The 25,464-nt window shown below is 64.9% G+C and carries 22 protein-coding genes; 16 read left to right on the forward strand and 6 right to left on the reverse strand.

Annotated features, from left to right (window positions below):
• Positions 1–84 precede the first annotated feature (84 nt).
• The 6 genes from PCE31106_RS00915 to hslU all read left to right on the forward strand — a co-directional run bounded on the left by PCE31106_RS00915 (position 85) and on the right by hslU (position 7,395).
• Positions 85–1,146, forward strand: a complete 1,062-nt coding sequence (locus tag PCE31106_RS00915) for a CobW family GTP-binding protein (protein ID WP_150562086.1) — start codon at positions 85–87, stop codon at positions 1,144–1,146.
• A gap of 390 nt (positions 1,147–1,536) precedes the next feature.
• Complete coding sequence (dksA, locus tag PCE31106_RS00920) at positions 1,537–1,956, forward strand: RNA polymerase-binding protein DksA (protein ID WP_130027651.1); 420 nt, start codon at positions 1,537–1,539, stop codon at positions 1,954–1,956.
• 235 nt (positions 1,957–2,191) lie between these two features.
• Positions 2,192–2,674 (forward strand): hypothetical protein, encoded by a 483-nt coding sequence (locus tag PCE31106_RS00925; RefSeq protein WP_150562087.1) that lies wholly within the window; start codon positions 2,192–2,194, stop codon positions 2,672–2,674.
• Between the two features lie 225 nt (positions 2,675–2,899).
• Entirely contained in the window at positions 2,900–5,089 is a 2,190-nt protein-coding gene (locus PCE31106_RS00930; RefSeq protein WP_437343779.1) for a TonB-dependent receptor, read from the forward strand.
• A 288-nt stretch (positions 5,090–5,377) separates the two neighbouring features.
• Complete coding sequence (gene hslV / locus PCE31106_RS00935; protein WP_017235117.1) at positions 5,378–5,929, forward strand: ATP-dependent protease subunit HslV; 552 nt, start codon at positions 5,378–5,380, stop codon at positions 5,927–5,929.
• Positions 5,930–6,036: 107 nt separating this feature from the next.
• Positions 6,037–7,395 (forward strand): ATP-dependent protease ATPase subunit HslU, encoded by a 1,359-nt coding sequence (hslU, locus tag PCE31106_RS00940; RefSeq protein ID WP_017235116.1) that lies wholly within the window; start codon positions 6,037–6,039, stop codon positions 7,393–7,395.
• A gap of 66 nt (positions 7,396–7,461) precedes the next feature.
• Here hslU and PCE31106_RS00945 read toward each other — a convergent pair whose 3' ends face one another.
• Together PCE31106_RS00945 and PCE31106_RS00950 are read right to left on the reverse strand one after the other, a co-directional pair.
• Positions 7,462–8,004: a response regulator transcription factor gene (locus PCE31106_RS00945; protein ID WP_017235115.1), complete on the reverse strand. Its 543-nt coding sequence runs from the start codon at positions 8,002–8,004 to the stop codon at positions 7,462–7,464.
• Positions 8,001–9,269: an ATP-binding protein gene (locus tag PCE31106_RS00950; RefSeq protein WP_150562088.1), complete on the reverse strand. Its 1,269-nt coding sequence runs from the start codon at positions 9,267–9,269 to the stop codon at positions 8,001–8,003. Before PCE31106_RS00950 ends, PCE31106_RS00945 begins: the two co-directional genes overlap by 4 nt.
• A 241-nt stretch (positions 9,270–9,510) precedes the next feature.
• Between PCE31106_RS00950 and PCE31106_RS00955 the strand changes: the two genes are divergently transcribed.
• The 3 genes from PCE31106_RS00955 to PCE31106_RS00965 all read left to right on the forward strand — a co-directional run bounded on the left by PCE31106_RS00955 (position 9,511) and on the right by PCE31106_RS00965 (position 12,417).
• Positions 9,511–10,038, forward strand: coding sequence for a copper chaperone PCu(A)C (locus PCE31106_RS00955; protein ID WP_150562089.1), 528 nt, complete (start codon positions 9,511–9,513; stop codon positions 10,036–10,038).
• 661 nt (positions 10,039–10,699) lie between these two features.
• Positions 10,700–11,605 (forward strand): acetylglutamate kinase, encoded by a 906-nt coding sequence (argB, locus tag PCE31106_RS00960; protein WP_150562090.1) that lies wholly within the window; start codon positions 10,700–10,702, stop codon positions 11,603–11,605.
• Between the two features lie 113 nt (positions 11,606–11,718).
• Positions 11,719–12,417, forward strand: coding sequence for a Dph6-related ATP pyrophosphatase (locus PCE31106_RS00965; RefSeq protein WP_150562091.1), 699 nt, complete (start codon positions 11,719–11,721; stop codon positions 12,415–12,417).
• Positions 12,418–12,432: 15 nt separating this feature from the next.
• Here PCE31106_RS00965 and PCE31106_RS00970 read toward each other — a convergent pair whose 3' ends face one another.
• Complete coding sequence (locus PCE31106_RS00970; RefSeq protein WP_150562092.1) at positions 12,433–13,338, reverse strand: LysR family transcriptional regulator; 906 nt, start codon at positions 13,336–13,338, stop codon at positions 12,433–12,435.
• 251 nt (positions 13,339–13,589) lie between these two features.
• Between PCE31106_RS00970 and mdlC the strand changes: the two genes are divergently transcribed.
• The 3 genes from mdlC to PCE31106_RS00985 all read left to right on the forward strand — a co-directional run bounded on the left by mdlC (position 13,590) and on the right by PCE31106_RS00985 (position 18,203).
• Entirely contained in the window at positions 13,590–15,218 is a 1,629-nt protein-coding gene (gene mdlC, locus PCE31106_RS00975; protein WP_150562093.1) for a benzoylformate decarboxylase, read from the forward strand.
• Between the two features lie 53 nt (positions 15,219–15,271).
• Positions 15,272–16,741, forward strand: coding sequence for an aldehyde dehydrogenase (locus tag PCE31106_RS00980; protein WP_150562094.1), 1,470 nt, complete (start codon positions 15,272–15,274; stop codon positions 16,739–16,741).
• 94 nt (positions 16,742–16,835) lie between these two features.
• Positions 16,836–18,203 (forward strand): MFS transporter, encoded by a 1,368-nt coding sequence (locus PCE31106_RS00985; RefSeq protein ID WP_150562095.1) that lies wholly within the window; start codon positions 16,836–16,838, stop codon positions 18,201–18,203.
• Between the two features lie 115 nt (positions 18,204–18,318).
• Here PCE31106_RS00985 and PCE31106_RS00990 read toward each other — a convergent pair whose 3' ends face one another.
• The 3 genes from PCE31106_RS00990 to PCE31106_RS01000 form a co-directional block, all read right to left on the reverse strand.
• Positions 18,319–19,263, reverse strand: a complete 945-nt coding sequence (locus tag PCE31106_RS00990) for a PDR/VanB family oxidoreductase (RefSeq protein ID WP_017233981.1) — start codon at positions 19,261–19,263, stop codon at positions 18,319–18,321.
• Complete coding sequence (locus PCE31106_RS00995; RefSeq protein ID WP_150562096.1) at positions 19,260–20,333, reverse strand: Rieske 2Fe-2S domain-containing protein; 1,074 nt, start codon at positions 20,331–20,333, stop codon at positions 19,260–19,262. Before PCE31106_RS00995 ends, PCE31106_RS00990 begins: the two co-directional genes overlap by 4 nt.
• Before the next feature lie 84 nt (positions 20,334–20,417).
• A complete protein-coding gene (locus PCE31106_RS01000; protein WP_017233983.1) occupies positions 20,418–21,086 on the reverse strand; it encodes a GntR family transcriptional regulator in 669 nt (222 codons plus the stop codon).
• A 211-nt stretch (positions 21,087–21,297) separates the two neighbouring features.
• Here PCE31106_RS01000 and PCE31106_RS01005 point away from each other — a divergent pair, with 211 nt between their 5' ends.
• The 4 genes from PCE31106_RS01005 (at position 21,298) to PCE31106_RS01020 (ending at position 25,442) form a co-directional block, all read left to right on the forward strand.
• Entirely contained in the window at positions 21,298–22,140 is an 843-nt protein-coding gene (locus PCE31106_RS01005; RefSeq protein WP_150562097.1) for a gallate dioxygenase, read from the forward strand.
• On the forward strand, positions 22,137–22,496 hold the full coding sequence (locus tag PCE31106_RS01010; protein WP_150562098.1) for a protocatechuate 3,4-dioxygenase: 360 nt from the start codon (positions 22,137–22,139) through the stop codon (positions 22,494–22,496). The genes PCE31106_RS01005 and PCE31106_RS01010 overlap by 4 nt, the downstream gene beginning before the upstream one ends.
• A gap of 19 nt (positions 22,497–22,515) precedes the next feature.
• Positions 22,516–23,856: a LysR family transcriptional regulator gene (locus PCE31106_RS01015; protein WP_150562099.1), complete on the forward strand. Its 1,341-nt coding sequence runs from the start codon at positions 22,516–22,518 to the stop codon at positions 23,854–23,856.
• Between the two features lie 389 nt (positions 23,857–24,245).
• Complete coding sequence (locus PCE31106_RS01020; RefSeq protein ID WP_150562100.1) at positions 24,246–25,442, forward strand: ABC transporter substrate-binding protein; 1,197 nt, start codon at positions 24,246–24,248, stop codon at positions 25,440–25,442.
• Positions 25,443–25,464 lie beyond the last annotated feature (22 nt).

Raw genomic sequence — 25,464 nt, forward strand, 5'->3', positions numbered from 1 at the left:
CCAGCCGCTTTTCGTTACCTCGGGTACAGTGGGCGACATTGAGACGGCGTCGAGTACGCCGCATTACAACAGGACATAGCATTCATGACCCCCGTCACCATCCTGACCGGCTTTCTCGGCAGCGGGAAAACCACGCTGCTCAAGCGCATCCTGACCGAGGCGCATGGCATGAAGATCGCCGTCATCGAAAATGAATTCGGTGAAGAGAACATCGATAACGACATCCTCGTGCACGACAACGCCGAGCAGATCGTACAGATGAGCAACGGCTGCATCTGCTGTACGATCCGTGGCGACCTGGTGAAGGCGCTGTCCGACCTGAACAGCCAGCGCGACGCGGGTGCGATCCAGTTCGACCGCGTGGTCATCGAGACGACCGGCCTGGCCAACCCCGGCCCCGTGGCGCAAACCTTCTTCATCGACGACGAGGTGGCCGACACCTACCGGCTCGACGCCATCATCACGCTGGTCGACGCGAAGCACGCCCAGCAGCAGCTCGATCAGCACGAAGTGGTGCAGCGCCAGGTGGGGTTTGCCGATCGCCTGTTCATCACCAAAGCCGATCTGGTCACGCCCGAGGCGCTGAACGACCTGAAGCATCGCCTCGCGCACATGAATCCGCGCGCGCCGCAGCAGGAAGTCGACTTCGGCCAGGCCGAGCTCAAGCAGATCTTCGACCTTCACGGCTTCAACCTGAACGACAAGCTCGACATCGATCCGGAATTCCTGGGCGCCGACGACCACGCGCACGATCACGGCCATGATCACGATCACTCGCACTGCGATCACGATCATGACCAGTGCGCGCACGAGGGGCACGACCACGGTCACGCCCATGCCCACCACGACGACGCCATCAAATCGTTTGTCTTTCGCAGCGAGAAAGCCTTCGATCCGGCGAAGCTGGAGGATTTCCTCGGGAGCATCCTACAGGTGTACGGCGAACGCTTATTGCGTTATAAAGGTGTATTAAACATGCGTGGCATCGACCGCCGGGTCGTGTTCCAGGGCGTTCACCAGATGATGGGCAGCGACGTGGGCGCGAAATGGCAACCCGATGAGACGCCGAACACCAAGATGGTGTTTATTGGTGCCGAGCTGCCGAAAGACATCATCCTGCAAGGGCTGGAGCGCTGTCTGGTCTGAGCGGGACCGGCGAACCGTGCAACGGGAAACCCCTTAATCAGGGCTGTTGAACGATTCGGTTACAATACGTGCCCACTGGGGCTGCCGCCAGCGAACCAACGCGGCACTTCGGAGGGCAGGCAGGGGAGCACCGCCATGGCTACCGCCTCTCGCAAGACTGCCACCGCAGGCCCCACGCGCCGGTCAGAGCCGGCGTCGGAAGCGGGCGCCAAGCGGGCTCCAGCAGGTAATTCGAAGACGGGCGAAAAGGCCGCCGCCAAGCACGGGGCGCCCAAATCGTCCGGTAGGAACGTAACCCAAGAAGCCGCCCGCGGCATCGCCGGTAAGCAAGACGTCCCACTCGCTGCAGGGGCGTCACCGGACTATCCGAAAGAGACGCCACAAAAACCCATGAGCAAGAAAAGACTTTTGACCGAGGCCGAAATTCTGAAGATGGGCGAGAAGGACTACATGAATGAAGATCAACTCGCCTTCTTCAAGGATCGTCTGGAAAACCTGCAGGCTGACATTTTGCGTAACGCCGGTCAAACCACCGAGAACCTGCGCGAAACCATTCTCGTCCCGGATCCGGCCGACCGCGCCACGATTGAAGAGGAGCACGCGCTTGAGCTGCGTACCCGCGATCGTGAACGCAAGCTGCTGAAGAAGGTGCAACAGTCGCTCGCTCGCATCGAATCGGGCGAATATGGCTGGTGCGAAGAAACCGGAGAGCCGATCGGCGTTCCGCGTCTGCTCGCCCGCCCGACCGCCACCCTGTCGCTCGAAGCGCAAGAGCGTCGCGAATTGCGTCAGAAGCTGTTCGGCGACTGATCGCATCGCACAACCGGCCCGACGCCGCGCGGTGGCGGCAGGTCAGGTCCGTCGGCTCCCGGTTTGCCAAAGGCACGTCGTCTTGACGTGCCTTTTTTGTTGCCGTTTTTTGACGTCGTCCGGTCGACCGCGCCCGTTCCTCCCGGAACTGTGGCTTGCACGCAACGCTTGCTGACGCTCGCCGTCGAGCCAACTTTATGCCACAATTGCAACTCAGTTGCAATTGTGGCCGCCTATGCCGTCTATCGAATCCGCTTCTCGCTTTTGGCGCGCGCGTTTGCGCACGCGGGTGGGGTGTGGGCGAAGCGGTTGGATCGCGTGGCTCATCGTTGCGCTGATCGGCGTACAGATCTGGGGGCTGCAACACGAAATTCTGCATGCCCGAAGGTTGTCCGGCGTGCCGCCGGTTTCGGCAGATGCGAGCCGGTCAGCGGCGGGCGAGGCGAATGATCCGGACGAGGCGGGAGGTGCGGATCTCGCGATGGCCGCAGACGGTCGCGCCCAAGCGGTCGGCACGGTGTCCGTCGATTTCGGCAACTCCCACCACCATTGCCATCTGTTCGAAGGCGCCACGCTGGCCGCGGCCATGGCCGTGGCCGTCCTGTCGTGGGGAAGCGATACCGTCATCGCGAGCCTCCCCCAGCGCGCGACCGGGCGCCGTCACCCGAGCGTTCACCGACGACCGTTCGACTCCCGCGCACCGCCGCTCGCGATCTGACGCCACGCGTATTCGCGCCATTCGAACTTCTCCGCGCTGACTGCGCGAATCCCTGCCACTGTCCGTACCGACCCTCGCAGCCTTCGGGCCCGCGATGGCGGCGGCTGCACGCTCGTCGGCCCATCATCGCCGACGCGGCGGGGCTTCGTTCGCGCCGAGGCCCGGAATCCTCGGGAGCCCGTTGACGAGGCTCCCGCGCACCGACCCAACACACCCGATACCGACATGGCACTTTCTGCTTTGAACGCCGCGCGTGAGCGCGCGACGCCCTTGCTAGCTCCCGCTTTCCCCATCGAGGCCCCTTCGGCTTCCCGCCGGGCACGCCGCCCGTGGCCCGTGAACTCGCCGCGCCCGCTCGCCGCAGCGCTGACGTTCAGCGCGCTCGCTGCGGCAAGCACGTCCGTGCAGGCGGCCGATGTGTCCGATGCACCCTTGGAAGCAACGTCTGCCACTGCCGTCCCGGTGAGGCCTGAAGTGACGTTGCCAACCACCTTCGTGACCGGCAATCCGCTTGGGCGCGCCGCTGCCGACTTGACCGTGCCACTTACCGAACTCGACGGGAAGGCGCTGGCGTTGCGCCGTGCAGGCACGTTGGGCGAGACGCTTGACGGGCTGCCGGGCGTGTCGGCCACATCGTACGGCCCGAACGTCAGTCGCCCCATCATTCGTGGCCTCGACGGCGACCGCATTCGCGTGTTGCAGAACGGCACGGCGGCGCTCGACGCCTCGTCGCTATCCTACGATCACGCCGTGGCGCAGGATCCGCTGACGATCGAACGCGTAGAAGTCGTGCGGGGCCCTGCGGCACTGCTCTACGGCGGCAATGCGGTCGGCGGCGTGATCAACACCATTGACAACCGCATTCCGCGAGAATCCATCACCGGCATTTCCGGTGCGACGGACTTCAGCTATGGCGGTGCGAACCGCGAACGGGCCGGGGCCGCGCAACTTGAATTCGGCAACGGCGAGTTCGCGTTCCACGTTGACGGCTTCGCCCGAAAAAGCGCGGACCTGCGCATTCCCGGCTTCGCCCGTTCGGCGCAACAACGCGCCCGCGACGACGAGGACACGCCGCAACCGTCGGGCACCTTGCCCAACAGCCAGGGGCAGGTGAGTGGCGCGGCTGTCGGTGCGTCGTGGACGTGGGCCGACGGCTATACGGGCCTGTCGTACTCCGGTTACGACTCGGATTACGGCACCGTGGCCGAGGCGGACACACGCATTCGGCTGCGGCAGCAGCGTTTGGCATTGGCCAGCGAGATCCGCGACCTGAGCGGCCCGATCACCGCTCTCAAGTTCAACTTTGGCTACACCGATTACGAGCACAAGGAAATCGAAAACGGCGAGACGGGAACGACCTTCAAGAATCACGGCTACGAAGGCCGTATCGAAGCGCGTCACGCGAAGCTCGGGCCACTCGACGGCGCCGTGGGCGTGCAGTTCTCGCAGAACACCTTCTCAGCGCTAGGTGAAGAGGCCTTTGTGCCGAAGAGCGACACGCGCAACGTCGCGCTGTTTGCCCTCGAAGAGTGGACCATGCATCCGGCGATCAAGCTCTCGTTCGGCGCGCGCATCGAGCACTCGAGCGTCAAGCCTACGGCGGGCGGTAATGAGCGCTTCGACAATCTACCGTCGCGCGACTTCACGCCGGGCAGCGTGTCGGCGGGTGCGATCTTCGCATTGGCCCCCGCGTGGTCGGTCGCGCTCAACACCTCGTACACCGAGCGCGCGCCCACGTTCTACGAGCTGTATGCGAACGGCCCGCACCTGGCGACCGGGGTCTGGGAAATCGGCAGTCCGCAGGCCGCGATTGAAAAGGCGTTTTCGACGGACCTGTCGCTACGCTATGAGCAGGGCCCGAACAAGGCCAGCGTCGGTCTCTTCTACAGCCGCTTCAACAACTTCATCGCACTCAACAATACGGGGCGCACGATCGATGAGGGCGGCCAGAGTTTGCCGGTCTATCAGTACGCGGGTGTGCCAGCCGACCTCTACGGAATGGAAGCCGAAGGCCGTGCGCGCCTTTGGCGCGGTCACGGCAACCTCGATCTCGAACTGCGCGGCGACTACACGATCGCGCGCAACCGCGAGACGGGCGAACCGCTGCCGCGCATCGCACCATTGCGTCTGACGGCGGCGCTTGCCTATGCGTTGGGTCACTGGGGCGCGCGACTGGAAATGGTGCACGCCAGTCCTCAAGGCCGCGTGCCCGCCAACGATCTGACGACCCGTGGCTACACCACGCTCGGTGCGGCGCTCACCTATCAGTTCAAGGCGGGTGGCGTGCAGTGGCTGGCGTACTTGAAGGGAGAGAACCTGACCAACCAGGAGGTACGTTTGGCCAGCTCGGTGCTGCGCGACATTGCGCCGCAGGGGGGGCGCTCGGTTCGCGTGGGTTTGCGCACCACGTTCTGAGCGGGATCGTGCCGCAAAAACGGAGTAATTTCCGAGAAATTTCCTCGCAGTAGACGATTCGCGCGGCGCATTGCCGCGCGAATTTCACGATCCATGCCACGTTGTGCGACATTGCCTCGAGGGCGTCAAGCAGGGCGGGCGTGTTGCCGTCGACGCCTCTTGATATTCTTTCGATTGCCCTAAACTACAGTGACATCTCGCCCGGTCGGGCACGTCGTCACTGTTGTGTGGCGCGCACGGCCGGGCCCATCGTTACGGGGCGCACGTCGCCCCCGAAAAGGAACAGGCATGGAGCAATATCACGGCACCACCATCGTCTGCGTTCGGCGCGGCGATCAGGTCGCGCTTGGCGGCGACGGTCAGGTCACCCTCGGCAATATCGTGATGAAGGGCACCGCCCGCAAGGTGCGCACGATTTACGACGGCAAGGTCATGGTTGGCTTCGCGGGTGCGACGGCCGATGCCTTCTCGCTGCTCGATCGTTTCGAGGCGAAGCTCCAGAAGCACCAGGGGCATTTGACGCGCTCGGCGGTGGAACTGGCCAAGGATTGGCGTACCGACCGCATGCTGCGCCGGCTCGAAGCGATGATGATCGTCGCCGATGCCGAGACCACGCTGGTCATCACCGGCAACGGCGATGTGCTCGATCCGGAGGGTGGCGTTGCCGCGATCGGTTCGGGCGGATCGTACGCCCAGGCGGCCGCCCGCGCGCTGGTCGAGAACACGGACCTGACGCCGGCGGAAGTCGTCAAGAAGGCGCTGACGATCGCGGGCGAAATGTGCATCTATACCAACGGCAATCACATCATCGAGGCGCTGCCCCCGAAGGCAGCGCAGTGACGGCGCGCGTGCCGCAGCGGGCCTCCCTCCTGCGGCACGATTGGCCGGTCGGCAGGTGACCGGCCGGGCGTCACCCTCCGTGCGAACCCCCTAATTTGGCGAACGTCATGACCCATATGACCCCCTCAGAGATCGTTTCCGAACTCGACAAACACATCATCGGCCAGCACAAGGCCAAGAAGGCCGTCGCGGTGGCGTTGCGCAACCGCTGGCGCCGTCAGCAGGTGGCCGATCCCCTGCGTCAGGAAATCACGCCGAAGAACATTCTGATGATCGGTCCGACCGGTGTCGGCAAGACCGAAATCGCGCGCCGTTTGGCCAAGCTGGCCGACGCGCCATTCATCAAGGTCGAGGCGACCAAGTTCACCGAAGTCGGCTACGTGGGGCGCGACGTGGACAGCATCGTGCGCGACCTCGCGGAAATCGCGATCAAGCAGACGCGTGAAGCTGAAATGAAGAAGGTGCGCACCACGGCGGAAGATCGCGCCGAGGATCGCATTCTCGATCTGTTGCTGCCGAGCGGGCGCGAGTCGTCGCGCGATATCCGTTTCGGTTCGGCGTCGCACGAGGTCGAGGCCAGCAGCGAGGATAACGCCACGCGCCAGACGTTCCGCAAGCGTCTGCGCGAAGGTCAGCTCGACGACAAGGAAGTCGAGTTGGAAGTGGAAATTCCGGCGCAGGGCATGGAGATCATGGGCCCGCCGGGCATGGAAGAGATGACCGAGCAGATCAAGGGCATGTTCGCGAATCTGGGCAACCAGCGCAAGAAGCGCCAGAAGCTCAAGATCAAGGACGCGCTCAAGGTGCTGACCGACGAAGAAGCGTCGAAGATGCTCAACGACGAGGAGGTCAAGCAACTGGCCTTGCGCAACGTCGAGCAGAACGGCATCGTGTTCCTCGACGAAATCGACAAGATCGCCACGCGCAGCGAAGTGGGTGGCGGCGACGTGTCGCGTCAGGGCGTGCAGCGCGACCTGCTGCCGCTCGTGGAAGGCACGACCGTGAGCACGAAGTTCGGCATGATCAAGACGGATCACATTCTGTTCATCGCGAGCGGGGCGTTCCATCTGGCCAAGCCGAGCGATCTGATTCCGGAACTGCAGGGCCGCTTCCCGATTCGCGTCGAACTCGAATCGCTGTCGGTCCAGGATTTCGAAGCGATCCTCACGCAGACGGATGCCAGCCTCGTGAAGCAGTATCAGGCCTTGCTCGCCACGGAAGACGTGACGCTCGACTTCGCGCCGGACGGCATCAAGCGGCTCGCGGAAATCGCTTTCTCTGTGAACGAGAAGACGGAAAACATCGGGGCGCGACGTCTATACACCGTCATCGAAAAGCTGCTCGAGGACATCTCGTACAACGCCGGCAAGCAGGCGAACGAAGTGGTGTCGATCGACGCCGGCTACGTCAATCGCTTCCTCGAGGAAGTGGCGCAGAACGAAGATCTGTCGCGCTACGTGCTGTGATGACGTGACGTTCGCTGCAATGTGAAAAAGGCCCCTCGGGGCCTTTTTTGCGTTTGACGATGGGCGTTACTGCTTCACCGGACGCTTGAGCAGTTTGCGCTGCAGCGTGCGCCGATGCATGTTCAGCGCGCGTGCCGTGGCGGAGATGTTGCCGTTGTGCTCGGTGAGCACGCGTTGAATGTGCTCCCATTCGAGGCGCGCGACCGACAGCGGCGAGGGGTTTTCGATGGCTTCGTCGGCCTGGGTCTCGCTCGCATCGCTGCGCAGCGACGCGAGGATGGTGTCGGCGTTGGCCGGCTTGGCCAGGTAGTTGTCGGCGCCATCCTTGACGGCTTGCACCGCCGTCGCAATGCTCGCGTAGCCGGTGAGCACCAGCATGCGTGATTTCGGTTGCAACGCGCGCAATGGCGCGATGAGCGGCAGTCCCGAGTCGTGACCCAGATGGAGGTCGACCGAGATCAGGTCGAACTGGCGCGTGCGCGCCGCGAGCAGCGCCGCGGCACTGTCGGCGGCGATCTGGACGTCGTAGCCGCGCCGCGTCAGCGCGCGGGCGAGCGTTTCGGCGAAAACGACGTCGTCGTCGATAAGAAGGAAGTGGGAGGCGTTCATGTCTGACTCCGCGAGCCGAAGAGGAAAGTGGCCATCGGCAGGCGCAGCTCGGCGCGCGTGCCTTGCGGCGTGTTGGGGGTGAGGACGATGTCGCCGCCGAGACGCTGGGCACTGGCAAAGGCCAGATACAGGCCCATGCCTTGTCCGCCGTGCGTACTCATGACGGGTGAATTTCCCAGCCGGGTACGCAGCTCAGTGGTCATGCCGGGGCCTTCGTCGCAGACCGTGAAGCGGATGTCGTCCGGCGTGACCGCCACGTCGAGGGTGACCGACGACGGGCTGAAATACGCGGCGTTATCGAGCACGATGGTCAGGATCTGGCCAACTTGCACGGTGTCTTCGATGCGCGCGGTCAACTTCGGCGGCACGTGCATCTGGAACTGGACTTGCGGATGCCGTAAGCGCCATTGCGTGGTGAACGCCGGCAACCATTCGGCCAACGCCTGCCGCACCGGTGCCGCCGCACGCGTCTGCACGTGGCCGATGGCGCTCTTGCACAGCGCGATTTGTTGTTCAAGCGTCTGCAGATCCGGCTCGTAGGGCTTCAACGCGGCATTGCCCAGGCTCTCGCTGCGCAGTTCGCCGACGACCACGGCCATGGTCGAGAGCGGGGTGCCGAGTTCGTGTGCCACGCTCGCGGCCTGAGCGCCGAGAGCGGCCATCCGCTCGTCGCGCAGCAACCGCTGTTCAGCGCGGGCGAGTTGCGCGTCGCGCGCGCGCAAGGCCCGCGACATCCGCGAAACGAACCACGCGATCACGAGCACGCTGACCACGAAGTTGACCCACATGCCGGCCAGATGCAGGCGCAGCAGATTGCCCGGGTCTGCCAGATCGAGCGGCACGTACTGAAAGTTCAGCGCGCCATACGCGACCAGCGAGAGCAGCGCCAGTTGCGACGCGTTGCGCCATGGCAGCACGGCGGCGGCGATCGCCAGGCCCGGCAGGAAGAGGGAGACGAACGGGTTGGTCGCGCCGCCCGAGAAGAACAGCAGCGCCGTGAGCGCGGCCAGATCGACAAGCAACTGGCTCATCAGGTCCAGATCGGTGCGGCGCCGGGCGCGCTCGATACCCCGCCGCGCGCGCACCCACGTGAGGACGTTGAACAGCACTTCGAGGGCGATGATGGTGAGCATCGGCTCGAGCGGCAGTCGCACGCCGAGCCAGAGTTGCACGACGCCGATCGTCGCCAACTGGCCGACGATGGCCAGACAGCGCAACCAGAAGAGCTGAACGACGTTGGCTCGCTCGATGGGGAAATGGGTCATACGACAAGTGTACCAAGTCCGGGTCACGGCCTATCCCGCGTCGCAGGGCGCTGCGACACTCTGCCGCATGGGTGCCGATGAAGAACCGATGAGGCGCCGATGACCGGCATCACGCAACGCGTTCCCGCGGGAGGCGGGGCGCGACTACAATGAGCATCCACGTCTTGCGCGGCAGGGTGTCGCGTAACCTCTCATGCGATACAGGGCGGAAGCCTTCCGTCGACAACGATAAGGAGTTTGCATGAAGCACAAGCTATGGGCAGTTGCCGCACTGAGTTTCAGCATGGCTTCGGCCTACGCACAGGTGGGGCAGGTGGCGGTGTCCGACGCGTGGGCACGCGGTACCGTGCCGGGTCAGAGTGCGACCGGCATTTTCATGACGTTGCAGGCGCCTCGGGCGACCACGCTCGTGGGCGTGAGCACCCCCGCCGCCGCAAACGCCGAAGTGCATGAAATGAAGCTCGAAGGCACGCTCATGAAAATGCGCGCCCTGCCGAGCGGTTTGCCGCTGCCGGCCAATCAGCCCGTGCAGCTCAAGCCGGGCGGCTATCACATCATGCTCAGCGACCTGAAGACGCCGCTCAAGAAGGGCGACACCGTGCCGGTCACGTTGCGCTTCGAATCCGCCGATCACAAGATGTCCGAGCAGCAGGTTCAGATCCCTGTGCTCGACCTGACGGCGAGCGGGCCTGCGGGCACCGGCATGAGGGGTATGAGTGGTATGAGCGGTATGGCCGGTATGGCGCACGGCGCCGCCCATAGTCAATAAAGCACCGGCGGTTCAGGTCATGGCCAACAAGACGCTCGGTACCCGGCAGAAGCTGATGTTTCGCGGCACGGCGGGTGTCGGCGGCCGGGTGGGCGCCCGTTACACGGGGGGGCGGCCTCCGTCACCGGCGCCTGGCGCGCCCGGGGTGCCGGGCCGTCGGCAGGGCTCAGTCGGGATTGGCAATGGTCGCGAGGTCGGTGGGGTTGGTGAGGTGGGCAGACGTCGCACGGGCGGCGGCGGTGCCGTTGATTCCCACACCGGCCGCAAGCAGCGCCGCGTGAAGACAGGCGGGGCATAGACAGGTGCCCCGCGGCGAAGCGAGTTGCACAACTGCAACAGCGGCGGCGTTGTCAGGGGCTGGCCTCTGGCGGGGGGCGCAGCGCGTAAATCGGGGGCGAAAGGGGACGCGGTAAAAATCGGCCACTGACGGGCGTGCATGGAGAGGCCAAAGGGGAGATACGCACGCGCAGCCCTGCGCCGCTGACGGGGCGAGAATCGCCGCATTTGCGGTTGCCGCCCCGCATGTGACGAAGGGTAGCCATGGGCATCGACCGACGCAAGTCCCAGACCCTGTCGAATCCCGTCAAAGCCCCGCACGGCCGGGCGCCTTGGCTGTACAATTCGCCGTGTTTCTGGTCCACCTGCGAAAAACCTTCCCGCCATGTCCGATCTGCAACCGTCTTCCATCGACGACATCGCTCCTGCTCTCAAGGCCGAAGTTCTGGCTGAGGCGATGCCGTATATCCGCAAATATCACGGCAAGACCGTGGTGATTAAATACGGCGGCAACGCAATGACCGAAGAGCGCCTGAAGCGAGGCTTCGCGCGCGACGTCATTCTTCTCAAGCTCGTGGGCATCAACCCGGTGGTGGTGCATGGGGGCGGTCCGCAGATCGATCAGGCGCTCAAGAAGATCGGCAAGCAGGGCACGTTCGTCCAGGGCATGCGCGTGACCGACGAAGAGACGATGGAAGTGGTTGAGTGGGTGCTCGGCGGCGAAGTCCAGCAGGACATCGTCATGCTGATCAACCAGTACGGCGGCCAGGCGGTGGGTCTCACCGGCAAGGACGGCGGCCTGATCAACGCGCGCAAGATGTTGATTCCGGATCGCGAAAACGCCGGCGAGCTGCTCGACATCGGTTTCGTCGGTGAAGTCGACTCGATCAATCCGGCCGTGGTGCGTGCGCTGCAAGACGACGCTTTCATCCCGGTGATTTCGCCGATCGGCGTTGGGGAAGATGGCCAGGCGTACAACATCAACGCCGACCTCGTGGCCGGCAAGCTCGCCACGGTGTTGGGCGCCGAGAAGTTGGTGATGATGACCAACATTCCGGGCGTGATGGACAAGGACGGCAATCTGCTGACCGACCTGTCGGCGCGCGAGATCGACGACCTGTTCGCCGACGGCACGATCTCGGGCGGCATGCTGCCGAAGATCTCGTCGGCACTCGACGCTGCGAAGAGCGGCGTGAAGTCGGTGCACATCGTCGACGGCCGCATCGAGCATTCGGTGCTGCTCGAAATCCTGACGGAACAGCCATTCGGCACGATGATCCGCTCGCACTGAGTGCGACGCGTGGGAGCGGTGACGATGCCAACATCGCCCGGCCCCCCGAGTATCGAAGGCGGACCCTGCGGGGTCCGCTTTGTTTTGGTGTGACCCCTTCTTCGCGAGACCGCATGCCTACCCCCGCCTTTTTCTCCTGGAGCGGCGGCAAGGATTCCTGCCTTGCCCTGCATCACGCATTGTCTGGCGACACGCGCGGCGAGCCGCACTACGAGGTGCGTCGCCTGCTTGCGATGTTCGACGAAACGGGCGACAGCTCGCGCTCGCATGGTTTGCCGCGTGAATTGATGCAGTCGCAGGCCGAGGCACTCGGTATCGCGCTCGACGTCGGCCATGCCGGCTGGCACGAATACGAGGCGGCGTTCGTCGCCCGCTTGCTGGCGATGCGTGCCGAGGGCATCACGCACGGCTTGTTCGGCGATATCGATTTGCAGCCGCATCGCGATTGGGAAGAGAAGGTCTGCGCGGCGGCGGGCATGACCGCCGTATTGCCGCTGTGGCAACGCGAGCGCCTGACACTCGCGCACGAATTCATCTCGCTGGGCTATCGGGCGGTGATCGTCTGTGTGGACGGTCGGCACCTCGGGCCGGAATTCGTCGGCCGCGAATACGATGCCTCGCTGCTGGCGGACCTGCCGGCGCACGTCGACGCGTGCGGTGAGAACGGCGAGTTCCACACGTTCGCCTACGATGGCCCTCGCTTCACGCGCCCGGTGCCGTGGCGCATCGAGTGTGTCGAGACGATTCACGGCCCCAAAGAGTACGGCGGCACGCCGTACCACCGCGCGCAGATCGTGGCAGCGGGCGGCTGACCGGCGCCCACGGCATCAGCCGGGCGCCGTCAGCCGACGCAGTTCGTCGAGCAGCTTGGCAGCGGGGCTTGGCAAGATCCCCTGACGGCGGCGGAAGGCCGTGAGCGTGCGCGTGGCGTGAACGGTCGGGATCGGCAGGGTGTCCATCACACGCGCGCGTGCTTCGACGTCATACATCGGCTCTGGCATCCACGTCAGAAAGCCGCATCGCGCGACCATGCTCTTGAGCACCGGGACGGAGCGCGTCTCCACGACAATGTTGGGCAACGCCAGCCCATGCGCGGCGAACACGCTTTCCACGTGCGCGTATGGCGCGGTGCCGCGCGGCGGAATCGCCCAGCGTTCCCCGAGTGTGTCGGCCAGTGTGAGCGTGCCGCGCTGGCGCAACGGATGGTCGCACGCGGCGACCACATAACTGTCGTCTTTCCAATGGCAGTCGGAGATCGCGACGATGTCATCGGTGTCGGGGGCCACAGTCGAGAGCGCCAGATCGATCTCGTGGTGCATCAGTCCCTGGGCGAGCCGGTCCCAAACCCCTTCGATGATTTCCACGCGCAGGTTTGGCCAGCGGTCGAGCACGCGCTCGACCGCGAGCGGCAGCACATGGCTGGCGATGGCGCCGACCGCGCCGACCTTGATCGTTCCTTTCGCGAGCCCGCGCAGCGCATCGATTTCTTCACGCGCATGCTCGGCTTCGCGCTCGAGCAACATGGCGTGCGGCAGCAACGCTTGCCCGAATGCCGTCAAGGCCATCCCCTTGCTGTGACGCTCGAACAGCGGCGCGCCGAGATCGGCTTCGAGCCGTTTGATGGTACGGCTCAGCGCGGGCTGCGTGAGATGCAGCTCGGTCGCGGCGCGTCCGAGACTGCCGGTCTCGACGATGGTCGTGAAAGCGCGCAATTGCTGGAGATTGAGGCTCATGAGGAGGGAGGGCACTCCAGAGGTCGGAACGAGACCGAGCGCCGCTCCGGCAACGTGGCGGCAGGGCGGCGCATAAGTCATGCAAGATCGTAATGACTTCGGCACGCAAAAGCAATTCCGATGCATATATCGACTCCCTATACTCATCGAAACGCTCGCCGAGACCCGCAACTGATCGCGCGGCCCGAGCTACGACAACCGCCCGCCGTCACGCGTTCGCCCGTCGACGGTGGCAGGAGACGACAGCCCCCATGAAAGACAGCCGAGAACTTCGTGCCGGCCAACGCGCCGGCGACCCTCAGACCCTGACGGTTCGCGAGGTGGTCATCGATCTGATGCGCCGCCATGGCATGACAAAGGTATTCGCCAACCCCGGTTCGACCGAGCTGCCGTTGTTCCGCGACTTCCCGCCGGACTTCGAGTACGTGCTGGGCCTGCAGGAGGCCGTCGTTGTCGGCATGGCCGATGGTTATGCGCAGGCGAGCGGCAACGCGGCGTTCGTCAACCTGCACTCGGCCGCCGGTGTCGGCAACGCGATGGGCAACATCTTTACCGCCTACAGGAACCAGACGCCGCTCATCGTGACGGCCGGACAGCAGGCGCGCTCGATTCTCCCGTTCGATCCGTTCCTCGCGTCGGTACGTGCGACCGAGTTGCCGCAACCGTACGTCAAGTTCAGTCTGGAGCCGGCGCGCGCCGAAGACGTGCCGATGGCGCTGGCCCGCGCCTATCACATCGCCATGCAGGAACCGAAGGGGCCGGTCTTCGTCTCCATTCCGGTCGATGATTGGGACCGGCCGGCCGAGGCGTTGCCACCGCGTCAGGTGAGCACGCGGGTGCAGCCCGATCCGTTCGCACTTGCCCAACTGGGGGCGGCGCTCGATGCATGCTTGCGTCCGGTGTTCGTGGTCGGCTCGTCGATTGACCGCGCGGGGGCGTTCGATGCCGTGCGCGCGTTGGCCGAGCGGCATCACGCGCGCGTCTTCACCGCACCGATGTCCGCGCGCTGCGCGTTCCCGGAAGATCACCGGTTGTTTGCCGGCTTCCTGCCGCCGATGCGCGAGAAGATCGTCGATCTGCTGGGCGGCCACGATCTGATTCTTGTGATTGGCGCCCCGGCGTTCACGTATCACGTGGAAGGGGCCGGGCCGCATGTGCCCGAGGGCGCTTCGCTGTTCCAGTTGATCGAAGATCCGGGCGTGGCCGCGTGGACGCCGGTCGGCGCCTCCGTCGTCGGTAACGTGCGACTCGGTGTCGAAGCCTTGCTCGCGCGCGAGGTCCCCGGTGAGCGCGCGTTGCCGCCGCCGCGCAGCATGCCGCCGGTGGCGCTGCCGAACGCGGCAGGCGAGCGCATGTCGACGGCCTTCGCACTGCAAACGCTCGCGAGCGTTCGCGCGGCGCACGACATCGTCGTCGAGGAGGCGCCGAGCGCACGCTCTGTCATGCAGCAATACCTGCCGTTCTCGCAGCCGGGCACGTTCTACACGATGAACAGCGGCGGTCTCGGCTACTCGATGCCCGCGGCCGTCGGGGTGGCGATGGCGCATCCCGGGCGGCGCGTCATCGGCCTGATTGGCGATGGCTCCGCGATGTACTCGATTCAAGGCTTGTGGAGCGCGGCGCAAGCCAGTCTGCCAATCACGTTCGTTATCCTGAATAATCGGCGCTACGCTGCGTTGCAGGACTTCGCGCCGTCGTTCGGCTTCGGCCCCACCGATCCGGTGCAGGGGACCGATCTGCCCGATCTGGATTTCGTGCGTCTGGCCGAAGGCATGGGCGTGCGCGCGCAACGCGTCTCGCAGGGCGGCGAGTTGCACGGCGTCCTGTCGCAGGCACTCGCGAGCGGCGAGACGCGTCTTGTTGAGATCGTGGTGACATGACGCACGGCGCGTGCCATCCCGAGACGAACTACCGAGCCAGGAGACAAAACACCATGCAAGCCCAGCAAGATCCCAAAGCGCTGACGATGTTGATCGCCGGCAAGCGCGTCGGCGCCACACACGGCGCCACGTTCGAGCGACGCAATCCGCTGGACGGCGAGGTCGCCTCACGCGCCCCCGCCGCCACGGTCGACGACGCCCGCGCCGCGGTGCGCGCCGCGTGGGACGCGTTCCCCGCCTGGTCGAACACCGGTCCCGGCGAACGGCGCGCGCTGTTGATGAAGGCCGCCGACCGGCTCGAAGCGAAGATCGAGGCGTTTCAGGCGGCCATGGCGGCGGAAACGGGAGCGTCCGGTCTGTGGGCCGGCTTCAACGTGCATCTGGCGGCGCAGGGGCTGCGCGAAGCCGCCGCCATGACGACGCAGATCGCCGGCGAGATCATCCCCTCGGATGTGCCGGGCAGCCTCGCGATGGGCGTGCGTCAGGCCGCCGGCGTAGTGCTTGGTATCGCGCCGTGGAACGCGCCGGTGATTCTTGGCGTACGCTCGCTCGCGCTGCCGCTCGCCTGCGGCAACACCGTCGTCTTCAAGGGCTCGGAGCTGTGCCCGGCCACGCACGGCCTGATCGCCGATGCGCTCGACGAAGCCGGTCTGCCGCCGGGCGTCGTGAACTTCATTACGAATGCACCGAAAGACGCGGGCGCCATCGTCGAGGCGCTGATCGCCGCGCCTGCGGTGCGTCGCGTGAACTTCACCGGCTCGACGCGCGTCGGCCGCATCATCGCCACGCTGTGCGCCGAGCATCTCAAGCCCGCGGTGCTGGAGCTGGGCGGCAAGGCGCCGTGTCTTGTGCTCGACGATGCCGATCTCGACGCGGCCGTCAACGGTGTCGCGTTCGGCGCGTTCGCCAACTCCGGCCAGATCTGCATGTCGACGGAGCGCATCGTGGTGGCGGAATCGATTGCCGACGCCTTCGTCGACAAGCTTGCCGCCAAGGCGCGCGCACTGCCGCTGGGCGATCCGCGCGACGGACCGGTCGTGCTGGGCTCGGTGATCGACATGGCGACCGTCGCGCGCTGCAATGCGTTGATCGACGATGCGCTTGCCAAGGGCGCAACGCTGCTGTGCGGCGGCCGTGCCGACACCACGCTCATGCCTGCGACGTTGCTCGATCACGTCACGCCTGACATGCAGATCTACCGCGAAGAGTCGTTCGGTCCGGTCAAGGGCATTGTGCGCGTGAAGGACGACGAAGCCGCCATCGCCTGCGCCAACGACAACGCCTATGGCCTGTCGTGCGCCGTGTTCAGTCGCGACATCGCCCGCGCGATGGGCGTGGCCAAGCGCATCGAATCGGGCATCTGCCACATCAATGGCCCCACAGTGCACGACGAAGCGCAGATGCCGTTCGGCGGCGTGAAGTCGAGCGGCTGGGGACGTTTCGGCGGCAAAGCCGGCATTCACGAATTTACCGAGCTGCGCTGGATGACGGTGCAGACCACCCCGCGTCATTACCCGTTCTGAGCGACGTCCAGTCGCCAGCGCACCGATGATGTCATGCAGGACCACCATACCGCCGCAGCCGGGACACCGGAACAGACGGCCGGAGGAGACAACCGTGTCACAACCGTTTGAGACTGCGCCGGCGACTGCCGGCGCCACGTCCGGCCACACGCAGGCCGGCGACGCGCATCACCCCGAAGCGAACACCGCCGGCGCGACGGCGAATTTCGGCCGCGTAGTGGCGGCCAGTTGCTTCGGTACCGCCATCGAGTGGTATGACTTTTTCGTCTACGGCTTTCTCGCCCCCATCGTGTTCGATCGGCTGTTCTTCCCGCAGCTCGACGCGATGACCGGCATGATCGCCGTATTCGCCACGTTCGCCGTAGGCTTCCTCGCGCGGCCGATCGGCGGCATTGTATTCGGACACTTCGGCGACCGCATCGGTCGCAAGTCGATCCTGCTGTTCACGCTGATTCTGATGGGCGTGGCCACCACGATGATCGGTCTGTTGCCGACCTATGACCAGGTCGGCATGTGGGCGCCGATCATGCTCGTGACGCTGCGCTTCGTGCAGGGATTTGCACTCGGTGGCGAGTCGGTTGGCGGGTTGCTGATGACCGTCGAGGGGGCCCCCGCGCACCTGCGCGGCCTGTTCGGCGGACTGATCCAGGCCGCCGGGCCGACGTCGATCGTTGGCGCGTCGCTCGCTATCGTGCTGATTACCCGCCTGCCCGAAAAGGATCTGCTCGCGTGGGGCTGGCGCGTACCGTTTCTCGTGAGCCTGCTGCTCGTGGCGCTGGGCACCTACGTGCGCCTGAAAGTCGAGGAGTCGCCGAGCTTCAAGGCGGCGGAGCAGCATCGCGACATCGCGAAAGTGCCGGTCGTGGAAGTGCTCACGCATTACTGGCGGCCGACGCTCGTCACGTTCTTCATCTGCCTGGCCGAGACGAGCTTCTTTTACCTGGTCGCGATTTTCTCGCTGTCGTATGGCACCAAGACGCTCGGCTTGCCGCGCAGCATGATGGCTGACGGCGTGCTGTACGCGAACCTGCTCGCCATGCTGACGATCCCGACGTTCGGCATGCTCTCCGACAAGCTGGGCCGCCGTCCGATGTTCCTGTTGGGGCTGGCTGCCACGGCGATCTTCATCTATCCGTTCTTCCTGATGATGGGCAGCAAGGAGACGGCGCTGGTCGTGCTCGCCATCGTGATCGGCGCGGGCCTGATTCACCCGATGATGTTCGGTCCCGAAGGCAGTTTCTTCTCGGAACTGTTCGATACGCGCGTACGCTTCTCGGGCGTGTCGCTCGGCAAGCAGATCGGTACCGTGCTGGGGGGCGGACTCGCACCGATGATCGCGGCGAGTCTGCTTGCCTGGAGCCATGGCCACATCTGGCCGGTCATCGTCTACTTCCTCGTGCTCGCCGCGATGGCGCTGATCTCGACGTTCCTCGTCCGGGAGACGAAGGCCCGGGTGCTGTGAGGCCCACGACGTAGAGACGTCGATGGCGCTCGCGACGCGGTCAGGTCATCAAAAAAAGTCAGCCCCGCTCGCGATGCGAAGCGGGGCGATTTCCTTCGGTGAGGACAAGGATGCGTTACAGATCGAGCACCAGCATGGGCGACCGGCTGCGCGAGCAGCACGGCAGGATTTGGTCGTTGGCGGCGCGCTCGTCGTCGGTCAGGTAGACATCGCGATGCTCCGGGGTGCCGTCGATCACCCGCGTGAGGCACGTGCCGCACACGCCCTGCTCGCACGACATCTGCACTTCCACGCCGTGCGCGGCGAGCGCCGCGACAATGGTCTCGCCCGCCTTCACGTCGATCACGCGACCGCTCGAATGCAGCTTGACCTGGAATGCCTTGTCGCCCGCCGTGTCCGACGGCACCGGTGCGGCGAAGTACTCGCGATGCACATTGCCTTCCGGCCACTGCGCCGCTTCTGCGCGTGCCAGCACGGCGTCGATGAATCCTGCCGGGCCGCAGACATACAGGTGCTTGCCGACGGACGGTTGCGCAAGAATCGCGTCGAGATCGGCGCGCTCGCCTTCGCTGTCGAAGTACAGGTGCGTCTTCGCCGCGAGATCGTCGCGCGCGAAACGATCGCGAAACGCCGTGCGCGCCGGTTCACGCGTGCCGTAATGCACTTCGAACGACGCGCCGCGGGCGCACAACGCTTCGGCCATGCACAGAATCGGCGTCACGCCGATCCCTCCGGCAAGCAGGATGCTGTGCGTGGCGTGTTCCACCAACGGGAAGTGATTGCGCGGCGCGCTGATCTCCACCGTCGTGCCGGGCGTGAGCGCATGCATGGCGGTCGAACCGCCGCGCGACGCCGGGTCGCGCAGTACACCCACGCAATAGCGATGGGTCTCACCCGGCGCATTGCACAACGAGTACTGCCGCACGAGCCCGTCGGCGACATGCACGTCGATGTGTGCACCCGCGGTGAAGGCCGGCAAGGGGGTGCCGTCGACACTCACCCATTCGAATTCGCAGATGTCGGTGGCGACATCGCGCTTGCTCGCGAGCCGGACCTTCATGCCGCGTTCTCCGCGTTCCCCAGGCTGCCCACGATCCCCTTTGCGGCCCGTTCGGCCTCGATCAGCCGATCGAGCACCTTGCGCGACTGCACGCCGCCGGCGTCGATGTTGAGCTTCAGGATCTTCTTCTCCGGATACGCCGAGAGGTTGCGTTGCTGGGCTTCGAGCACTTCCTGGTCCTCGGCGAAGATACCGCCCTGGCCGCGCTTGATCGCGGCGGTCAGCTCGGCATCTTCGGGCTTGAAGTTACGCGCCATGCCCCAGAAGTACCAGATCGATTCGTCGGTCTCGGGCGTGATGAAGTCGACCACGATGCTGCCCGCCTTCTTGTCGGCCGGGGCGTCGTAACCGCCATGACCCGCGTGCGCCACACCCACTTCGATCATCACGTGACTCGGCGGCGTGAAGCGGCACACCTGCCAGCGGTCGCACGGCACCTGGTCGTCCAGGCCGTTCGCGCGCAGTGCGCTCGCCCAGAACGGCGGGGCCTTGATGTTCTCCATATGACGCGCCGTGATCACGCTATCCCCCTCGACCGTCGTCTTCGGCGGGGCTTCCTCGATCTCGTCCTGACCGATGCTCGTCGCGTGCACGTAGGTCTCGTGCGTCAGATCCATCAGGTTGTCGATCATCAGTCGATAGTCGCACTTGATGTGATACAGGCCACCGCCGTAGGCCCACTGATCGCTCACCGCCCATTCCAGGTGAGGAATCTCGTCGGGATTTGCGAGCGCGGCGTCGCCCGGCCAGACCCACACGAAGCCGTAACGCTCCACGCACGGATATGCGCGCGTTTTCGGGAAGCCGCCGACGCGCTGGCCGACCATCTTCGTGCACTTGCCGCCGCCGTCGACCGTCAGGCCGTGATAGCCGCACACGAGGTGGCCGTCCTTGACGAAGCCCAGCGACAGCGCCGCGCCGCGATGCGGACAGAAGTCTTCCAGGGCCGCGACGTTGCCGTTGGCTTCACGGAAAAACACCATCGCTTCGTTGCAGACCTTGCGGCCCAATGGCTTGTCGGCGAACTCGTCCGGCGTGCACGCGACGTACCAGGTATTTTTCAGAAACATGTTCGTTTGTCTCCTTGGCGCGCCGTCGACGGGCGCGCTCTCGTGTCGATAGAGGATGGTCGGGATGAAGTCGAGGGACGCGTGTCAGAGCAACTGCGCGCCCATGCTGTGTTCCTGGGTGACGATGTGCTCGCGGCACATGAACTCGGCACGATCGGGCTGACGGGCGGCAATCGCCTCGACAATCGCGTGATGCTGGCGATGCGCGTACGCGATGATGTCGGCGTACTGGCGTCGGTCCTTGTGTCCGAAGGCCACCGTACGCGGCGCGACGAAAGGCACCAGATTGCAGCGCGCGACGAAGCCTTCGAGCAGCGGATTCTGCGCGCCGACGACGAGCAGGTCATGAAAGCGCGCGTTGAGCGACGCGTAACCGATCTGTACTTCGGCCGTCATCGTATGGTCGGCGAGCAGGGCGTCGCCTTCGGCCAACAGGTCGCGCAACTGCTTGAGCAGCTCGGCGCTTGCGCCCTTTTCGGCCAGCAGACGTGCGGCATAACCTTCGAGCGCGCCACGCAGATGCAGCGCCTCGACACTTTCCTCACGCGTATGCGCTCGCACCGCGTAGCCGCGCTGACCGGCACGCACGACCAGGCCTTCCTCGGCAAGCACCGGCAATGCCTGCCGCACCGGCATGCGCGAGACACCGAGTTGCTCCGCGAGCTTGGCTTCGGCCAGACGCTCGCCCGGCGCAAGTTCACCCTTGAGAATCATCTCGCGCAACTGAACCGTGGTGGGCGTGGGATGCAGCATGCGTCTCCTTTCGATGGCGGGAATTCGTGCCGGTCATTCTGGAGGCTTCCGGACCCGGCTTTTTTATTATGGGATCCCATAATAAGACATTGCATCAGTAAATACCCTGCTTTATGTGCATATGGGATCCCGTATAGACTCGCCGCAGCATAACGGTGGGGGATCGCATGGCATCGCCCACGCATGACAAGACAAAGGACGGAGACTTCACGTGGCAAAGATCATTGGGGGGATCGGTACGTCGCATGTGCCGACCATCGGCGTGGCGTACGACAAGGGCAAGCAGCAGGATCCCGCGTGGGCGCCGCTGTTCCAGGGCTACGAGCCCGTGGCGAAGTGGCTGGCGGAGAAGCAGGCCGATGTGCTGGTGTTCTTCTACAACGATCACGCGACCACGTTTTTCTTCGACATGTATCCGACGTTCGCGCTCGGCGTGGGCGACGCGTTCCCGATCGCCGACGAAGGGGCCGGGCTGCGTCCGTTGCCGCCGATTCGGGGCGACGTCGCGCTGCAGGCACACATTGCCGAGTCGCTCGTGAACGACGAATTCGACATCACCGTATTTCAGGACAAGCCCATCGATCACGGCTGCGCATCGCCGCTGCCGCTGCTGTGGCCGCACAAGCCGGACTGGCCGGGTACGGTCGTGCCGATCGCCATCAACGTTTTGCAATACCCATTGCCGACGGGGCGCCGCTGCTATCGCCTCGGTCAGGCCGTGCGCCGCGCCATCGAGTCGTATCCGGAAGATCTGCGCGTGGTGGTGGTGGGCACGGGCGGTCTCTCGCACCAGATCCACGGCGAGCGCGCGGGCTACAACGACGAAGCGTGGGATCGCGAATTCCTGTCGTTGCTCGAACATCAGCCCGAGACGCTGACCGAACTCAGGCATGTGGATTACGTCGAGCGCGGCGGTGCCGAGAGCGTGGAGCAAATCATGTGGCTGTCGATGCGCGGTGCGCTGGGCCCGCGCATCAAGCGTCTGCATCTGAACTACTACCTGGCGACGACGACGGCCATGACCGTCGCGCTCTACGAGGAGGACGCCGCATGAACCCGCAGCTCGAAGGCATCGAGGCGATCTCCGGCACGTACGCGTTCGACTTGCGCGTGAGCCATCGCACGCTCAAGCTCAATCGCTTCTTCTGGCACATGATTCGCGCCGACAATCGGGAGACGTTTCTCGGCGACCCCGTTGCCGCGATGAACGCCGCCGGTCTGACCGCCGACGAACAGGCGATGGTGCAAGCGCAGGACTGGCTTGGACTCGTGCGTCACGGCGTGAATTTCTTCGTGCTGGAAAAATTCGCGCGTGTGGTGCGCAAGACGAACCTCGAAGTCTATGCGCTCATGCGCGGCGAGACGCTCGACGAGTTCATGGCCACGCGCCGCGTGCCGACCCTGCGCTGAACCCGGCGACGCATCGCGCATGTCCATCGACACTTCGATCAGCCTGACCACGCCGTTGGCCGCCCCTCAACTCGCCTGTCACGAGCGCGGCACGTGGAGCCGTGCGCCACAGAGCAACGAGGCGACGCTTCTGTGCCGAAAATTGCGCGGCCTGCGCGCGATGGTCGCCGTGCTGGAATGCGATTCGGTAGCGCGTGCGGCGCGCATGCTGCATCTCTCGCAGTCGGCCGTTGCACGCTCGATCTCCGATATCGAGGCGGAACTGGGCTTTCCGTTGTTTCACCGCAGCGCGCGCGGCCTGACGCCGAACGCGGCCGGTCAGCGCCTGGGCGTGCGCGCCACGCGTGCACTCGCGGAGTTGGCCAACGGGTATCGCGACGCGTTTGCCGCCACGGCGTCGCAGGCCGACGGCGGTGCGCGGGCCGCAAGTCGCTTCGCGGCGGTTGTCGCTCCCCAGCAACTCACCAGCTTCATCGCGGTCGCGGAGCTGGGTAGCGGGCCGCTCGCGGCGAGCCGCCTGCAATGCTCTCAACCGACCATCCAGCGCAATCTCGATCAGCTCGAAGATCTGATCGGTATCAAGCTGTTTCGACGCACGCCGCGCGGCACGCGTCTGACGGACGAGGCGCAGGCGTTGCTCGGCCCGGTCAAGCGCGCGCTGGCCGAGCTGGCGATCGCCGAAGACGAACTCGCGCCATTCGGGGGGCGTCAGCAAGGCACCGTGATCGTGGCCGCGTTGCCGCTGTCCAGCGGCTTTCTGCTGCCCAAAGCCATCGACAGTCTGCTGTACCAGTCGCCGTATCTGAATGTGACAGTGGTGGACGGCACCTACGAGGCCCTGATTCGCCAGTTGCGACAGGCCGACGTCGACATGATCGTCGGCGCCTTGCGAGCGAGCGACGTGCCGCAGGACATTCGCCAGGAGGCGCTGTTCGAGGATCACCTGTCGGTGGTCGCCCGTGCCGATCATCCCTGCCTGTCGTCGGGCCGCACGCCCACGCTCGCGGAACTGGCCGAGTACGGCTGGGTGAGCCCGCTGCCCTCCACGCCCGCGCGCCGGGTATTCGAGCGCGTGTTTCATGCGGAGGGTCTGGCATTGCCGCGTACGCAGGTGCACGCGAGCAGTTCACCGGTGGTACGCGGGTTATTGTCATCGAGCGACCGGCTTGCGTTGCTCTCGCCGGTGCAGATCACGTCGGAGTTGCGCACCGGCGAGCTGGCCGTTGTACCGGTGCCGTTGCAGCATGCACGTCGTGCGATCGGTGTCGCCACGCGGCGCGACGGTTTGCTGTCCCCGGCCGCTGAGCAATTGCTCGACGAGCTGCGCGCGCTGGCCCCGACAATGCAGCATCCGACGTAAGACGCGTGACAGGCTCGCGATACGGTTCGCGAGCGCGGCGAAATTCGCTGATTTCGCCATGGCTTGCATGTGTCGACGCGTTCTCTTCCTTCCGAGTCATTCGACTTGAAATGTGCCGTGACGCCTTCCCGCCGCGCCTTTTGCGGCGGGCGTTCCACCATGGGAACGCAAAACGTCTCGCACTGCGAAATCTCGCTCGCGAAATGCGTCCCGTCACGTAAGGGAAATCTCGGGGATATACGAAAAACGCGACGCTCGACGCGGGAGTTTCATTCGACGCGCCGCGCTCGGCTGCCTAAGCTGTTTCCCATAACTTGAAAAGGCTCGCCCCCCGGCGCGCCACATCGAAAAAGCGGAGCGGCGCTCGACGCCGACGAGGAGACGACATCATGATGAAGCGCCATCTGTGGCTTGCTGTAGCACTTGCGAGTGTTTGCCAATTCACCGCTGTTTCGGCGCGCGCCGAGGAAATCAAGGTCGGCATGCTGGGGCTGTTCTCAGGCTCGGCGTCCTGGTGGGGCACGGAATATCGTCGCGGCGTCAACCTGTGGCTCGAGCAGCACAAGAGCAAAGTGGGCGACGACACGCTCGTGATCCTTGAGCGTGACGAAGGCGGCGTCAACCCGCAACGCACGCGTCAGCTGGCGCAGGAGCTGGTGGTGCGCGATCAGGTGCAGTACCTGTTCGGCGGTTCGTTCACGCCGAACGTGCTGGCCATGGCCGATGTGGCGACGCAGACCAAGACGCCGCTCGTCATTGGCAATTCGGGCACGTCCAGTGTGACGCTCAAGTCGCCGTATTTCGTGCGTACGGGCTTCACGCAGTGGGCCGTGAGCGTGCCGCTCGTAGAGTACGCCGCCAGCAAGGGCGTGAAGAACGCGGCCATCGTGGTGGCCGACTTCGCGCCAGGCTACGACGCGATCGACGCCTACAGCGAGACGTTCAAGAAGGCGGGCGGCAAGATTGCCACCGAAGTGAAGGTGCCGCTCGGCACGACCGATTTTTCGAGTTATCTGCAACGTGTTCGCGATGCCAAGCCGGATGCCCTCTTCCTGTTCATGCCGGTGGGGCCGATGTCAGCCGGCTTCGTCAAGGCGTTCAAGGAGCGCGAACTCGACAAAGCGGGTATCCAGCTCTTCGCAACGACGGAGACGATGGAGTCCGATTTGCCGGCCATCGGCGACAGCGCAATCGGCACGATTACCGCCCTGCATTATTCGCCGTACCTGACGTCGCCGGAAAACACCTCGTTCGTGAAGGCCTACAAGGCGAAGTACGGTCCGGGGGCGCTGCCGTCGATTGCCTCGGTGTCGGCCTACGACTCGATGACCGTCATCGCACAGATGATCAAGGCCACGAAGGGCAAGAAGGATGGCGACAAGGCGATCGCCGCCGTGAAGGGTTTCGCCTGGACGAGCGCCCGGGGTCCGGTGTCGATCGATCCGAAGACGCGTGAAATCGTGCAGAACGTGTATATCCGCCGGGTGGAGAACATCGATGGAAAGCTGGGCAACAAGCCCATCGAGACCTTCAAGTCGGTGGTCGAGCCGTGGCATGTGAGCCACCCCCAAGTGGCCGCCAAGTAACGCAGGCGTTGTCGCTCAGTTC

The organism is Pandoraea cepalis (assembly GCF_902459665.1).
Taxonomy (GTDB): Bacteria; Pseudomonadota; Gammaproteobacteria; order Burkholderiales; family Burkholderiaceae; genus Pandoraea; species Pandoraea cepalis.

Bases quoted from the DNA above. Each gene is read 5' to 3' on its own strand.
- PCE31106_RS00915 (WP_150562086.1), top strand. From the start codon at position 85: ATGACCCCCGTCACCATCCTGACCGGCTTTCTCGGCAGCGGGAAAACC.
- dksA (WP_130027651.1), top strand. From the start codon at position 1,537: ATGAGCAAGAAAAGACTTTTGACCGAGGCCGAAATTCTGAAGATGGGC.
- PCE31106_RS00925 (WP_150562087.1), top strand. From the start codon at position 2,192: ATGCCGTCTATCGAATCCGCTTCTCGCTTTTGGCGCGCGCGTTTGCGC.
- PCE31106_RS00930 (WP_437343779.1), top strand. From the start codon at position 2,900: ATGGCACTTTCTGCTTTGAACGCCGCGCGTGAGCGCGCGACGCCCTTG.
- hslV (WP_017235117.1), top strand. From the start codon at position 5,378: ATGGAGCAATATCACGGCACCACCATCGTCTGCGTTCGGCGCGGCGAT.
- hslU (WP_017235116.1), top strand. From the start codon at position 6,037: ATGACCCATATGACCCCCTCAGAGATCGTTTCCGAACTCGACAAACAC.
- PCE31106_RS00945 (WP_017235115.1), bottom strand. From the start codon at position 8,004: ATGAACGCCTCCCACTTCCTTCTTATCGACGACGACGTCGTTTTCGCC.
- PCE31106_RS00950 (WP_150562088.1), bottom strand. From the start codon at position 9,269: ATGACCCATTTCCCCATCGAGCGAGCCAACGTCGTTCAGCTCTTCTGG.
- PCE31106_RS00955 (WP_150562089.1), top strand. From the start codon at position 9,511: ATGAAGCACAAGCTATGGGCAGTTGCCGCACTGAGTTTCAGCATGGCT.
- argB (WP_150562090.1), top strand. From the start codon at position 10,700: ATGTCCGATCTGCAACCGTCTTCCATCGACGACATCGCTCCTGCTCTC.
- PCE31106_RS00965 (WP_150562091.1), top strand. From the start codon at position 11,719: ATGCCTACCCCCGCCTTTTTCTCCTGGAGCGGCGGCAAGGATTCCTGC.
- PCE31106_RS00970 (WP_150562092.1), bottom strand. From the start codon at position 13,338: ATGAGCCTCAATCTCCAGCAATTGCGCGCTTTCACGACCATCGTCGAG.
- mdlC (WP_150562093.1), top strand. From the start codon at position 13,590: ATGAAAGACAGCCGAGAACTTCGTGCCGGCCAACGCGCCGGCGACCCT.
- PCE31106_RS00980 (WP_150562094.1), top strand. From the start codon at position 15,272: ATGCAAGCCCAGCAAGATCCCAAAGCGCTGACGATGTTGATCGCCGGC.
- PCE31106_RS00990 (WP_017233981.1), bottom strand. From the start codon at position 19,263: ATGAAGGTCCGGCTCGCGAGCAAGCGCGATGTCGCCACCGACATCTGC.
- PCE31106_RS00995 (WP_150562096.1), bottom strand. From the start codon at position 20,333: ATGTTTCTGAAAAATACCTGGTACGTCGCGTGCACGCCGGACGAGTTC.
- PCE31106_RS01000 (WP_017233983.1), bottom strand. From the start codon at position 21,086: ATGCTGCATCCCACGCCCACCACGGTTCAGTTGCGCGAGATGATTCTC.
- PCE31106_RS01010 (WP_150562098.1), top strand. From the start codon at position 22,137: ATGAACCCGCAGCTCGAAGGCATCGAGGCGATCTCCGGCACGTACGCG.
- PCE31106_RS01015 (WP_150562099.1), top strand. From the start codon at position 22,516: ATGTCCATCGACACTTCGATCAGCCTGACCACGCCGTTGGCCGCCCCT.
- PCE31106_RS01020 (WP_150562100.1), top strand. From the start codon at position 24,246: ATGATGAAGCGCCATCTGTGGCTTGCTGTAGCACTTGCGAGTGTTTGC.